Raw genomic sequence first — 12,519 nt, 5'->3', positions numbered from 1 at the left:
CCTGCTGGACGAACGGTGCCTGAACGGCTTCGCCATGCCTATTTCTCGATAGCGAAGTCCGAGTCCGTCCACGCGAGGATGCCGCCTTCGAGATGCGCCGCGGGCCGCCCCGTATGCCCGGCAACGCGCTCGGCGGCGATGGAGGAACGACGGCCCGAACGACAATAGAGCACGATTTCGTGCCCATCCGACAGATCGAGTTCGGCGGGGGCGAACGCATCGAGCGCAATGTGCTCGGCGCCGGGAATCATGCCCTTCTCCACCTCCTTGGCGGTGCGCACATCGATCAGGCGGATGTCGCCGCGCTCCAAGCGTTCGGCCAGCTGCGCCGGCGTCAGATCGACGACCGGTCCCTGCACTTCGCCGCGCGAGGCCGATTCGTTGATCTCGCCCTGCACGACCTCGCGCATCGCATCCGCCTCCCCGCATCCGGCCAGCAACAGACTGGCCGCGATCGGGCCAAGGAAGCTGCGGACCATCACCTCAGGCAGCAAGCTTGCGCAGCACGTAATGGAGGATGCCGCCATTGCGGTAATATTCCATCTCGTTCGCGGTATCGATGCGGCACAGCGCGGTGAAGCTAGATTTAGAGCCGTCTTCGTGGGTGACCTCGATGGAGACGTCCTGACCCGGCTTGAGATCGGCAAGCCCCTTGATGCTGAACGTGTCGTTCGGCCCGAGGCCAAGCGTTTCGCGCGTATCGCCTTCCTTGAACTGCAGAGGGAGCACGCCCATGCCGACGAGGTTCGAGCGGTGGATACGCTCGAAGCTTTCGACGATGACGGCGCGCACGCCCAGCAGGACCGTGCCCTTCGCCGCCCAGTCGCGGCTGGAGCCGGTTCCGTATTCCTTGCCGCCGACGACGATCAGCGGGGTGCCGTCCTCGGCATGCTTCATCGCGGCGTCGTAGATCGGCATCCGCTCGCCTTCATAGGTGGTGTAGCCGCCCTCGACGCCGGGCACCATCTCGTTGCGGATGCGGATATTGGCGAAGGTGCCACGCATCATCACCTCGTGATTACCGCGGCGCGAGCCGTAGGAGTTGAAGTCCTTCTTCGCGACCTGATTGGACTTGAGATATTCGCCGGCGGGGCTGTCTTCCTTGATCGAACCGGCAGGCGAGATGTGGTCGGTGGTGACGCTGTCGCCGAGGATCGCGAGCGGTTTCGCTTCGATAATATCGGCGATCGGCGCGGGGGTCATCTCCATGCCTTCGAAATAGGGCGGATTGGCTATGTAGGTCGAGCCGGCGCGCCATTGATAGGTGTCGGACGGTTCGACCGTGATCGCCTGCCAATGCTCGTCGCCATCGAAGACATTGGCGTAGCGGCTCTCGAACATCGAGCGATCGATATTTGCGGCGCGGTGCTTCGCGATCTCGGCATTGGTCGGCCACAGATCGGCGAGCATCACATCGTTGCCCTCGCGATCCTGACCGAGCGGGGTTTCGGTGATGTCCTCGGTCACGGTGCCCTTGAGCGCATAGGCGACCACGAGCGGCGGCGAAGCCAGGAAATTGGCGCGCACGTCCGGGCTGACGCGGCCTTCGAAATTGCGGTTTCCGGACAGGACCGAGGCGGCGACGATGTCGTTGCCGTTGATCGCCGCGCTGATCGGCGGGGCGAGCGGGCCCGAATTGCCGATGCAGGTTGTGCAGCCATAACCGACGAGATCGAAGCCGATCGCATCCAGATCGTCCTGCAGGCCCGATTTCTCGAGATAGTCGGTGACCACCTGCGAGCCGGGCGCGAGCGAGGTCTTGACCCACGGTTTGGGCTTCAGGCCTTTCTCGTTGGCCTTTTTGGCGACAAGGCCGGCGGCGATCAGCACGTCGGGGTTAGAGGTGTTGGTGCAGCTGGTGATCGCGGCGATAACGACGTCGCCATCGCCGATATCGTGGCTCTTGCCCTCGACCCCGACCCGGTGCGGCGCGTCCTTGCCGTAGACCTTCTTGAGGTCTGTGTTGAACAACTCGTCGACCTCGGGAAGGATGACGCGATCCTGCGGGCGCTTGGGTCCCGCAAGGCTCGGCACGACACTCGAGACGTCGAGGTCGAGCGTCTTGGTGAAGATCGGCTCATGCGCCGGATCGAACCACATGCCCTGTTCCTTGGCATAGGCCTCGACCAGCGCGATCGTTTCCTCGCTGCGCCCGGTCAGGCGCATATATTCGATGGTCTTGTCGTCGATCCCGAAAAAGCCGCAGGTCGCGCCATATTCGGGCGCCATGTTGGCGATGGTCGCGCGGTCGGCGAGGGTGAGGTTGGCGACACCCTCGCCGTAAAATTCGACGAAACGGCCGACCACGCCCACTTCGCGCAGCATCTGCACGCAGGTCAGCACGAGGTCGGTCGCGGTAACGCCTTCGGCCATCCGGCCGGTCAGCTTGAAGCCGACCACTTCGGGGATCAGCATGGATATCGGTTGACCGAGCATGGCCGCTTCCGCCTCGATCCCGCCGACGCCCCAGCCGAGGACGCCAAGGCCGTTGATCATGGTCGTGTGGCTGTCGGTGCCGACGCAGGTGTCGGGATAGGCGACGAGATTGCCGTCCTCATCCTCGGAAGACCATACGCCGCGCCCGATATATTCGAGGTTCACCTGGTGACAGATGCCGGTGCCCGGCGGGACGGCGGAGAAGTTCTTGAAGCTTTTGGAGCCCCATTTGAGGAAATCGTAGCGCTCCGCGTTGCGCTCATATTCGAGCGCCATATTGGCTTCCATGGCCTTGGGGTGGCCGAATTCGTCGACCATTACCGAGTGGTCGATCACGAGATCGACGGGCACCTGCGGATTGATCTTCTGCGTGTCGCCGCCCAGTTCCTTGATCGCGTCGCGCATCGCGGCCAGATCGACTACGCAGGGAACGCCGGTGAAATCCTGGAGCAGCACGCGCGCCGGGCGATACTGGATCTCGCTGCCGGTTTTGGGGTCCTTTTGCCAGTCGACGATCGCCCGGATATCATCGCGCCCCACGGTGAACCCTTCGTCCTCGAAGCGCAGCAGGTTTTCGAGCAGCACCTTGAGCGAGGTCGGCAGGCGGGAGACATCGCCCAGCTGCTCGGACACCTTGGCGAGCGAATAATAGGCGTAGTGCTTGCCACCCACCGAAAGGGTCGAGCGGGTGGAGAGCGTGTCTTTGCCGGTGGCGGTCATGTGGGGGCGTGTCCTTTGCAGATGGCGCACGGTGCAAGCCGGAAAGCGGACGGCCGCGCCGTGAATTCTCGCCCCCGCAAGTGATAGAGCGGCGGTGGCGCGTCAAGGGGCGGGCGGGTTCTTGCGAGTCGATTGCGATAGTTTGCCAGCCAGTTCGCCATCTGCATCATCCGGGGCCTTTGCTGCTTGCGCCCCGCCGCGTGTCGCGAGCCAGCATCCCGCAACGATCAGCGCCGTCCCGGCGATTGTGACCAGCGTCACCTCCTCGCGGAAGAAAAGCCAGCCGAACAAGCTTGCCCATAGGAAGCCGGAATATTCGATCGGCACCAGCGCCTGCGCCTCGGCCCGCGCATAGGCCCAGGCGAGCGCCATTGCGGCAATCACGGTGAGCAGCGCGCCGATCGAAATCGCGCCCCACGTCGCGATATCGGGCGTGACCCAACCCCAGGGCGCGAATATCACCAGGATTATCCCGCCCACCCCGCTGTGGAAGGTCGCGACTTCGAGTGGGCCTGCGACCTGCGACTGCTTGCGGATAATGATGAAATTATAGGCGTAGAGCAGTGCGGAGAACAGGAGGGCAGCGAGGCCGAGCGCGATCTGATCGTCGAATTCGCCCTGTCCGATGCGTCCGCCGACGATCACCAGCATGCCGACAAAGCCGAGCAAGCTGGCAAGGATGGCACGCGGCGGGATGGTCTCGCCCAGCAGGATGCGCGCAAGATAGAGCGCTAGGAGCGGCGCGACGAAGCTGATCGCGATCGCCTCGGCAATCGGGAGCTTGGTCAGCGCGTAGAAGAAGCTCAGCGCCATGACGGCGGAGACCAGCCCGCGCTCGAGATGCAGCGCCATGACGGCGCGCGAGGGCACGCGGAAGTCGCGGATCGCCCAGATCGGCGCGATGATTGCGGCCCCGATCAGCGCGCGTAGGAGGGTCGCGGTGTACACCCCTGCGGCAAGGCTCGCTCCCTTCATCACCGCATCCATCAGCGACAGGGCGGCAACCGCGCCGAAAGCGGCGAAGAAAGGCATGTAGGAGGCGCTTTTGTCCATCGGGCGACGGCCCCTACCGCGGGCCGAGCCGCGCGTCACGCCGGGATGAGCCAATCAATGGTGAGCAGGCGGTTCAGTCTCGCGCAAGCACCAAGGCTTGATAGCTTGCGGCGATGGACGATATATTCACTTGGGTCTCGTAACCGTGCTCACGACACATAGGCCGTCGGGCGAAAGACGGGCGCGGCTTTCGGGATGGGTTTGCATTGGGAATGTCACGATGAACTTCACGGTCGGGAAACAGGCGCTGTCCATGGCGGGCGCGGGGCTTTTCGCGCTTTCTGCAAGCGCGCAGGCGCAGGACAGCGAAATTGCGCCTGCCGAAGCTGTGCCGGCGTCGACGATGCCCGATGCGAGCTTCGACGAGGCGTTCCCGCAAATGGTGTCCGAGCCGCTGGTGCAAGGCGATCTGGCGCCTCCCGGACCATTGGTGCGCGAATGGAGCCTCGATCAGGCGAATGCGCTGGTGGCGGTGATCGAAGATATCGACATCGAAGGGCTGGAGCCCGCCGATTATCGCCTCGCCGAGCTGAAGGCCGAGATCACCGCGGGCCGGTCCGAGACGCTTGACGAGATCGCTTCGCAGGCCTTTGTCTGGCTGGTCGAAGACCTGCGCGATGGCCGCACGCCTATGTCTGCGCGCACGCAATGGTTCGTCGTCGATCCCGATCGCGACACTTTGCGCACCGACGCCCTGCTCGAAGTCGCGCTCGAAAGCGGCGATATCGCCGGCACGCTCGCGAAGCTGAATCCCACCCATCCCGATTATGCGCGGCTGCGCGACGAGCTTGCGCTCACGCCCGAGAGCGAGACGGCGAAGCGCAAGCTGATCCGCGCCAACATGGATCGCTGGCGCTGGCTCGCGCGCGATCTGGGTCCACAATATCTCATCACCAATGTGCCCGAATATCAGCTGCGCCTGACGGTGAACGACCAGATCATTTCGACCTATCGCACGATCGTCGGGAAGCCCGGCCGCACCGCGACCCCTCAGCTGGCCGAAACGGTCGAAGGGGTGGTGTTCAATCCGACCTGGACGGTGCCGCAATCGATCGTGAAGGGCGAGGGGCTGGGCAAGCGGGTGCTAAGCAATCCCAGCTGGGCGCGCGCGAAAGGCTACAAGGGAACGCGCGGGGAGAATGGCTGGATCACGGTGGTGCAGCAGCCCGGACCGACCAATTCGCTGGGCCGGATGAAGCTGGAAATGCCCAATCCGCACGCGATCTTCTTTCACGATACGCCTTCGCGGCACCTGTTCGATCAGAACAACCGCGCCCTGTCGCATGGCTGCATCCGCACCGAACGGGCGATGGAGCTGGCGATTACGATGGCGATCCTGGGCGGCGGCGCGACACGCGACGAAGCGGTCGAGATCGCGACCTCGGGCGAATACACCAAGGTGATGATCGAGAAGCAGCTGCCCGCCTACATCACCTACTTCACCTACGGGGTCGACATCGACGGCAATCTGCGCAGCTTCGACGATATTTATGGCCGCGACGCCCCGGTTCTCGCCAGCCTCTCGGCTCCGCGCGAAGCCGACCGCTCTGCGACGAGCGACGACGAGGTGATCGTGATCGAGAACGACCCGCGCGGGGAGGCTTAGAAAACGCCCGGATTGTAACGCTGCATCACATTCGGGTTCGCCGGTCGCAGCAGCTTCATCTGGTCGGCGCGGGCCAGCATTCGGCCATCGTCCTGAAGGCCCAGCGCATCGGCATAGATCAGCCGTCCCCCCGACAGGTGCAGCAGCGCGTGGCGGAAGTTCTCCTGCCCGAAGGCGAAACAGCCATTGGAGCGACCGAGCCGCCCCCAGCGGCCCACATGCGACGGTTCGGCGTAATCGGCGCGGTGCATGACGATGTAGCGGCGCAGCGCGGCCTCGTTGGTCGGGTCGAGCCCGCCCAATCGCACCGAGGTGCCGTAGCGCCCCTGATACCATTCCCAGGTCACATAGGCGCCGCGGCTGGTCGCGTTCGAGCCCTCGACATTGGAGAAGTGATTGAGCCAGCCATCGTGCTCGGGGTCCGAGCCAGTGCCGTGGCTGCAATGGGCCGCGGTCACTTCCCCGCGCTCGAGATTGACGAAATAGAAGCGCCGCTCGGCCGAGTGCACGCCGAAATCCGCGATCCCGACGATGTCGCGCCGCCAGATCGCATCGCCCGCCCGGTCCAGCTCGCGTTTGGCGATCTCGAACAGTGCGCGGTCGCGCGGCGAACCGGCGCGGGGGGTCGCGGCGAGCCTTGACCCCGACGCCGGGATTGCCAGCGCGGCGCCAGTGGCAAGCGTACCTTTGAGGAGATCGCGGCGGTTCATATCGTTCATACTAGATAGGGCAAGATGAGGTTCCCGTTAACCGGGGCGCGCGCTCCGGTCATGCGCTTTCGCTCTCGTGAATCGCCTTGGCCTTCGTGGCGAGCTTCACGAGACCGGGCATATTCGCCTCGATCGCCGGGCCCACCTTCGCGAGCACGGCCAAACGCGGATCGCCCGCCGCCATCATCTTCGCGATTGCCGGGCCCGTGGGATGAAGGCGGCTGCGCGCGTTGAATGCGTTGGTCTTGGCGTTCTTCGACAGGATCGCGGTGCTCATCAGATTGGCAAGCACCGCGTAGGGATAGGTCGCGGTGCTGTCGGTCAGCGGCGCCGGCGGGAGCAGCGCGTTCTTCTCCTCGTCGGTTTGAAAATTCGCCTCGACAAAGGCGGCAAGCGCGGCGCTGTAGGGGACGAAAGGCGCCTGCGCGAGTTGCAGCGTGATCCGACCCGGCTCGAAGAAAGGACGGGCATCGTCGCGCACCGAAAAGGGCACGGCGCGTGCGGTGCAATCGATGAACAAGGTGCCCTGCGACAGGGTTACGCGATCCCCGCCGAGAATCATGGTGTCGCCGTCCAGCGCGCTCACGCGCCTGCCGCGATGAACCCGTTCGATCCGACGCAGCATGTCGACCTCGCCCTCGGAAATGACCGCGAAGTGGAACATGGTCGGCTGCACATCCTCGTCGATCCGCAGCATCGTGCCCCTCTCGCCGAGCCGCGCAAACATCTCGTCGCCCGTTTCGACGCTGTTAGCGCATTCGACGAGGTCGATTTGGAAGCGCACCAGCCCCTCGATATGATGCTGCGCGGGTTGCAGCAGCTTGCGATTGAACATCCAGCTGTCGCGCGGGCGCACCCAGTCGATCCGTTCGGGCGCAACGCCCGCCTCGAGCAACCAAACCGCGGTGTCCATCGCGGTCTTCCCGCCGCCGATGATACAGTAGTGGCCAGGGAGATTGCCTGCGTCCTGCCATAAAGCGGGCAGGTCGCCAGGCGCCGCAAAGCGGGTGCCCGGCGCGATGTCGAAGGCTGGCGTATGGGTCGCAGGCACCGAGGTCTGGAACCAGGTGCCATCGACCAGCCGCCGCCGGACCTTGAAGCGCAGGCTCTCGCCCGAAAGGATGCGTGCCGCTTTGTGGACGCCGTCCGCCGTCCCGCGATATTCGCTCATCGGATGATAGGCGACGCGGCCGCTTGGAATGAGCCGCTCGCTCATCAATCGGCTGTAATAGGCAAGAATTTCGGCGTGGCTGGCGAGCGGATAGAGGTCCTTGTTGTGGCCATCCGTATCGACCCGGTCGGGGCATAGCTCCATCGAATTGACGCCGTAGGTCGCGCTCGGCTGATGCAGCGAGACGAAGCTGTAAGCGTCGTTCCAGTGACCGCCGGGCCGCGTATGCTTGTCGAGGATGGTGACGTGGGCGTCTGGGTCCTCGTCAATCAGCGTGTCGACGAAGGCGAGGCCGACCGCACCAGCCCCGATCACCAGATAGTCGGTTTCGCGCTCGCTCATGCCGGGCTCCCCTCCGCCAGTCCCATCTCCGGCCGGTGCCGCGCGGGGTGGCGCCAATTCTCCTCCGCCATCGCCAGCATTGAGCGCGCATGCCGCGCGGCGACCGCGCGGCTGTCCTCGCCATAGCCGCCGCCCAGCGTGGAGGCGATGGGCAGGCCGCGGCTGCGCACCTCGCGAACGACGTAGCGATCGCGGAGCGCGAGCCCTTCGTCGGTGAGCGCGAGCCGCCCGAGCCGATCATCGACATGCGGATCGACGCCCGCCTGGTAGAATACGAAATCGGGGGCGAACTCCGCGAGGATGGTGGGCAGATGCCGGTCGAGCTCCGCCATGAAGCCGTCGTCGTCGGTTCCGTCCGCGAGCCCGACATCGAGGCTCGAGCGCGCTTTTCGCACCGGGAAGTTCTTCTCCGCATGCAGCGACAAGGTGAACACGTTCTCGCGTCCAGCCATAAGGCTCGCCGTGCCGTCGCCCTGATGGACGTCGAGATCGACGATCAGGATGCGGCGCACGTTGCCTTCGGCAAGCAGGCGGTTGGAGGCGACCGCAAGATCGTTGAACACGCAATAGCCCGCCCCCGTATCGCCGAGCGCATGGTGGCTTCCGGCGGCGGAGTTCGCGGCATAGCCATGGGCAATCGCCAGCTGCGCAGCAAGCCATGTGCCGCCATTGGTATGGCGCACGCGGTCGCGGATGCGGGGCGTGACCGGGAAGCCGATCCGCCGCTCCTTCTCGCGCGGGACGGCGGCGCGGAAGACCTCATCGACATAGGCCGGATCGTGCACCGCCTCCAGCCAGCGCCGCGGCATCGGATCGGGCGCATGTTCGGTAATCGTAGCACCGCTCGCGCGCAGTTCCTCCATGACGAGGTAGTACTTGTCGAACCTGAACGTCCCGCGCTGAGGGCGCGGGGCCATATAGTCGGCGTGGTGGACGACGTGGAGCAAGGTTCAGCCCACCTCTTCGGAAACCGGCGCTTCGGAGAGGCGCACAAGCTCGTCGTAAATCGCATCTCCCTCCCGGCTCGCGGCATTGCGCCAGGTCGTTGCCGTGGCGCCGTTCACCAGTTCGCCGTCGGCGGTAAGCACCAGCAGGTTCGGGGTGCCGGGAAGGTCGTCGAGGCCGAACCGCGCTGCGAGAGCAAGATCATGGCCGTCGCCCGATTGCGGCATGCCGATATTGACGAAGATCAGCCTGTATTCGCGTTCGATCAGGCGTGCGAAGCGTTCGGTTTCGAGCCATCCGGCGAGCGCGCGGCTGTCGTGGCACCAGTTCGCGCCCATGACGAGGAGCACGCGTTTCCCGCTCGCCGCGGCGCGGGCCAGCGCGGCTTCGACTTCGCTCGCGGCATCGTCGCTGGGCTGGTAGCTTCTCGCCTCGGGATAGTCGTGAGCGCCGGTGTCCCCCTGTGCAAGGCCGGCCCCGCCCACGATGACGAGGGCCGCGAGCAGGCCGGCGAGTACGGCACGGATCATTCCGCCGCCTGAACCTCTTGCGCATGCGGATCGAAGGCGACCGCCTCGCCCGCTTCGATTGCCGCGGCCTTTTCCTCGACCAGTTTCACGATGTGATCGAGCATGTCCTCGTCTTCGATCGTGTGACCTTTCACGCCCGAGAGGTAGACCATGTGCTTGCCATTGCCGCCGCCGGTGAGGCCGATATCGGTCTCGCGCGCTTCGCCCGGGCCATTGACGACGCAGCCAAGCACCGAGAGGCTCATCGGCGTCTTGATGTGCTCGAGTCGGGCCTCCAGCGTTTCGACGGTGCGGATGACGTCGAAACCCTGGCGCGAGCAGCTGGGACAGGAGACCACCCGAACACCGCGCGTCCGCAAGCCCAGCGCCTTCAGCATCTCGTAGCCGACCTTGACCTCGTGTTCCGGCTCGGCGGAGAGCGACACGCGCACCGTATCGCCGATTCCGGCCCAGAGCAGCGCGCCGAGGCCGATCGACGACTTGACCGTGCCGCCGACGATCCCGCCCGCCTCGGTGATCCCGATATGCAAGGGGCAATCGACCGCTTCGGCAAGCCCATGATAGGCGGCGACGGCGAGGAACACGTCGCTGGCCTTCACCGCAACCTTGAATTCGTGGAAGTCGTGATCCTGCAGCAGCTTGATATGGTCGAGCGCGCTTTCGATCAGCGCCTCGGGGCAGGGCTCCCCGTACTTCTCGAGCAGGTCGCGTTCGAGCGAGCCGGCATTGACCCCGATGCGGATCGCGCAGCCATTGGCCTTTGCCGCGCGCACGACTTCGGCGACCCTGTCGGAACCCCCGATATTGCCCGGGTTGATGCGCAGGCATGCCGCCCCCGCATCGGCGGCTTCGAGCGCGCGTTTGTAGTGGAAGTGGATGTCGGCGACGACCGGGATGTTCGCCGCCCGCGTGATCAGCGGCATCGCCGCGGTCGCCTCCTCGGTGGGGCAGGAGACGCGGATTATGTCGCAGCCCACGTCTTCGCAGCGGCGGATCTGGTCGATCGTCGCGCCCGCATCTTCGGTCGGCGTGTTGGTCATCGTCTGCACCGTGATCGGCGCATCGCCGCCGACCGGCACGTCGCCGACCATGATCTGGCGGCATTCTCGGCGCTCTATCGTGCGCCAGGGGCGGATGGCATTCATGTTACGCACTTCCAGTCTGAACCGTGGAACACATGGAACACGGTCCTGAGGCAATAAAATACGCTCCCGGCAACGGGGCGCGCTCGCTCCCCATATGGTGAAGTTGCTGCCGATTTACGACCCTTTTGCATGGCGGGCTTCTATCACTTCGCGCGGGGAGTAGGAAATTGCGCGCCCCTGCGCCATGATGGGCCGATGGACGCGATCGAAACCGATGCCGCCGAGGGGATGGATCCGCTGATCTTCGCCCGCGTGCTCGACGGGAAGGGCGGCGGGCGGTCATTGGCGCGCGGCGAGGTCGACGAGTGGCGGCCTGCACATCCTGGCGAAGTGCTGTGGCTGCATCTGCGCCGTCATGCGCCCGAAGTGCTGCCTTGGCTGCGGGGCGATCTCGGCATTTCCGAGACCACCGCCGAACTGCTCGTTTCCGAGGAAACGCGCCCACGCGCGTTGCGCGAAGGCGAGACACTGGTCGCGACCCTGCGCGGCATCAACTTCAATCCCAATGCCGAGCCCGAGGACATGATCTCGCTGCAATTGTGGAGCGACGGACGGCGGCTGGTGACCTTTCGCAAGCTGCCGATGCAGACGCCGCGCGACGTCGTCACGATGCTCGACCGGGGCCGCGGGCCGACCGATGCGGGCAGCGCGATCGTCGAGGTGGTCGAACAGCTGACTCTGCGCATGAACCAGACCATTGTCGACATGAACGCGCAGATCGATGTGCTCGAGGCACTCGATATCGAGGAGGATTACGAGGAGATCCTGCCGCGCATTACCGCGATCCGCCGCGCCTGCCTCGCGCTCAAACGGCACATGTCGCCCCAGCACGAGGCGCTCGAGCGGATCGCACGCGAAGCGCCCGACTGGTTCGACGAGAGCGACCGGCGCGAGATCGCCGAATCGATCGACCGGCTGCGGCGCTATCTCGACGATATCGACATCAGCACCGAAAGCGCGCTGGTGCTGCAGGACGAGTTGCGCGCCCGCAGCCTCGCCTCGAACGAGCACGCGACCTACATGCTGACGATCGTCGCCGGCATCTTCCTGCCGCTCGGATTTCTCACCGGACTGATGGGGATCAATGTCGGCGGCATGCCTGGAGTGGAGGAGAGCAGCGCGTTCTGGATCGTGGTCGCGGTCTGCATCGGCATCCTGGCGCTCCAGCTGTTCCTGTTCTGGCGCTGGAAATGGCTGTGAGATGTTAGCGCTGACCGCGAAAGCGACGCTTCGAGATCAGTCTTCCTGAAGGATGGCGTAGACCGTCAACACAGCTCCGCCCAGCGCACCAATGACGAACGGCCAAAAATCCGCATCCGACCCGGCCAAGTTAGCGATAACAAGCAGAACGAAGCCGCCTGCCGTTCCTCCGGCCGCAATATATTGGAGCGTGTGCTCCGGTATGGATGATGCGGTTTTCATATCAAATGACTTGTGGAACAAAGATAGTCACGATTCCCATAAAAGCAATCATCCCCAGTCTCAGTAACTGCTTGCCCTCATTCGTCTCTCCGATACGAACGTCTTCGCTCATCTCTCCAGCGATAAAAATCCCGGTGAGAAAGGCGATCACAGCATAAACTCCGAATTCACCAACTGGAAACTGAGGGTAGGAAGCTTGGCCATCGATAGCTGTCGTACCTTCGGAATAATCAGAAACGACGGAGAGAAATTTCGACGAGATAAGCGTCAGTATAAAAAAGCCAACTCCAAGCGGAGGGAAGAAATCAACGAGTTTGAGCTTTCTTCTGAGCGCATTCCCATTCTCATCCTTTGAAGGAGTTATGAACAGCCAAATCCCTAATAGGGCAGCTGGTAACGCCCACGGCAGTATGTTCTCGAAAATGAATGACACATCGAC

12 protein-coding genes are annotated in these 12,519 nt (G+C 64.2%); 2 read left to right on the top strand and 10 right to left on the bottom strand.

Annotation, left to right across the window (positions count from 1 at the left end):
* Positions 1–38: 38 nt before the first annotated feature.
* The 3 genes from V2I30_RS08870 to V2I30_RS08860 all read right to left on the bottom strand — a co-directional run bounded on the left by V2I30_RS08870 (position 39) and on the right by V2I30_RS08860 (position 4,209).
* Positions 39–527 carry a rhodanese-like domain-containing protein gene (locus V2I30_RS08870; RefSeq protein WP_330661778.1) on the bottom strand — a complete coding sequence of 163 codons (489 nt, stop codon included), beginning with the start codon at positions 525–527 and terminating at the stop codon, positions 39–41.
* Entirely contained in the window at positions 484–3,156 is a 2,673-nt protein-coding gene (gene acnA, locus V2I30_RS08865; protein ID WP_330661777.1) for an aconitate hydratase AcnA, read from the bottom strand. The genes V2I30_RS08870 and acnA overlap by 44 nt, the downstream gene beginning before the upstream one ends.
* A 102-nt stretch (positions 3,157–3,258) precedes the next feature.
* Positions 3,259–4,209, bottom strand: coding sequence for a DMT family transporter (locus V2I30_RS08860; RefSeq protein ID WP_330661776.1), 951 nt, complete (start codon positions 4,207–4,209; stop codon positions 3,259–3,261).
* Positions 4,210–4,429: 220 nt separating this feature from the next.
* Between V2I30_RS08860 and V2I30_RS08855 the strand changes: the two genes are divergently transcribed.
* Positions 4,430–5,815 (top strand): L,D-transpeptidase family protein, encoded by a 1,386-nt coding sequence (locus V2I30_RS08855; protein ID WP_330661775.1) that lies wholly within the window; start codon positions 4,430–4,432, stop codon positions 5,813–5,815.
* On the opposite strand, the gene V2I30_RS08850 is transcribed toward V2I30_RS08855, so the two are convergent.
* The 5 genes from V2I30_RS08850 to ispG are packed head-to-tail and all read right to left on the bottom strand — an operon-like array spanning position 5,812 to position 10,658.
* Entirely contained in the window at positions 5,812–6,525 is a 714-nt protein-coding gene (locus tag V2I30_RS08850; protein WP_330661774.1) for a murein L,D-transpeptidase catalytic domain-containing protein, read from the bottom strand. The two genes, V2I30_RS08855 and V2I30_RS08850, sit on opposite strands and share 4 nt — an antisense overlap.
* A gap of 58 nt (positions 6,526–6,583) precedes the next feature.
* Positions 6,584–8,038, bottom strand: a complete 1,455-nt coding sequence (locus V2I30_RS08845) for an NAD(P)-binding protein (RefSeq protein WP_330661773.1) — start codon at positions 8,036–8,038, stop codon at positions 6,584–6,586.
* Positions 8,035–8,985 (bottom strand): histone deacetylase family protein, encoded by a 951-nt coding sequence (locus V2I30_RS08840; RefSeq protein ID WP_330661772.1) that lies wholly within the window; start codon positions 8,983–8,985, stop codon positions 8,035–8,037. Before V2I30_RS08840 ends, V2I30_RS08845 begins: the two co-directional genes overlap by 4 nt.
* 3 nt (positions 8,986–8,988) lie before the next feature.
* Positions 8,989–9,513 carry a thioredoxin family protein gene (locus tag V2I30_RS08835; RefSeq protein ID WP_330661770.1) on the bottom strand — a complete coding sequence of 175 codons (525 nt, stop codon included), beginning with the start codon at positions 9,511–9,513 and terminating at the stop codon, positions 8,989–8,991.
* Positions 9,510–10,658 carry a flavodoxin-dependent (E)-4-hydroxy-3-methylbut-2-enyl-diphosphate synthase gene (gene ispG / locus V2I30_RS08830; protein WP_330661769.1) on the bottom strand — a complete coding sequence of 383 codons (1,149 nt, stop codon included), beginning with the start codon at positions 10,656–10,658 and terminating at the stop codon, positions 9,510–9,512. Before ispG ends, V2I30_RS08835 begins: the two co-directional genes overlap by 4 nt.
* A gap of 195 nt (positions 10,659–10,853) precedes the next feature.
* On the opposite strand from ispG, the gene V2I30_RS08825 reads away from it, so the two are divergent.
* Positions 10,854–11,858, top strand: coding sequence for a zinc transporter ZntB (locus V2I30_RS08825; RefSeq protein WP_330661768.1), 1,005 nt, complete (start codon positions 10,854–10,856; stop codon positions 11,856–11,858).
* 36 nt (positions 11,859–11,894) lie between these two features.
* Here V2I30_RS08825 and V2I30_RS08820 read toward each other — a convergent pair whose 3' ends face one another.
* Both V2I30_RS08820 and V2I30_RS08815 read right to left on the bottom strand, forming a co-directional pair.
* The gene (locus V2I30_RS08820; protein WP_330661767.1) at positions 11,895–12,080 is read right to left on the bottom strand and encodes a hypothetical protein; all 186 of its coding nucleotides are present in this window, start codon (positions 12,078–12,080) and stop codon (positions 11,895–11,897) included.
* A gap of 1 nt (position 12,081) precedes the next feature.
* Positions 12,082–12,513, bottom strand: coding sequence for a hypothetical protein (locus V2I30_RS08815; protein WP_330661766.1), 432 nt, complete (start codon positions 12,511–12,513; stop codon positions 12,082–12,084).
* Positions 12,514–12,519 lie beyond the last annotated feature (6 nt).

Origin of the sequence: Erythrobacter sp. (genome assembly GCF_036351135.1) — a bacterium.
Classification (GTDB): domain Bacteria; phylum Pseudomonadota; class Alphaproteobacteria; order Sphingomonadales; family Sphingomonadaceae; genus Erythrobacter.
This window is presented reverse-complemented; position numbering and strand designations above follow the sequence as displayed.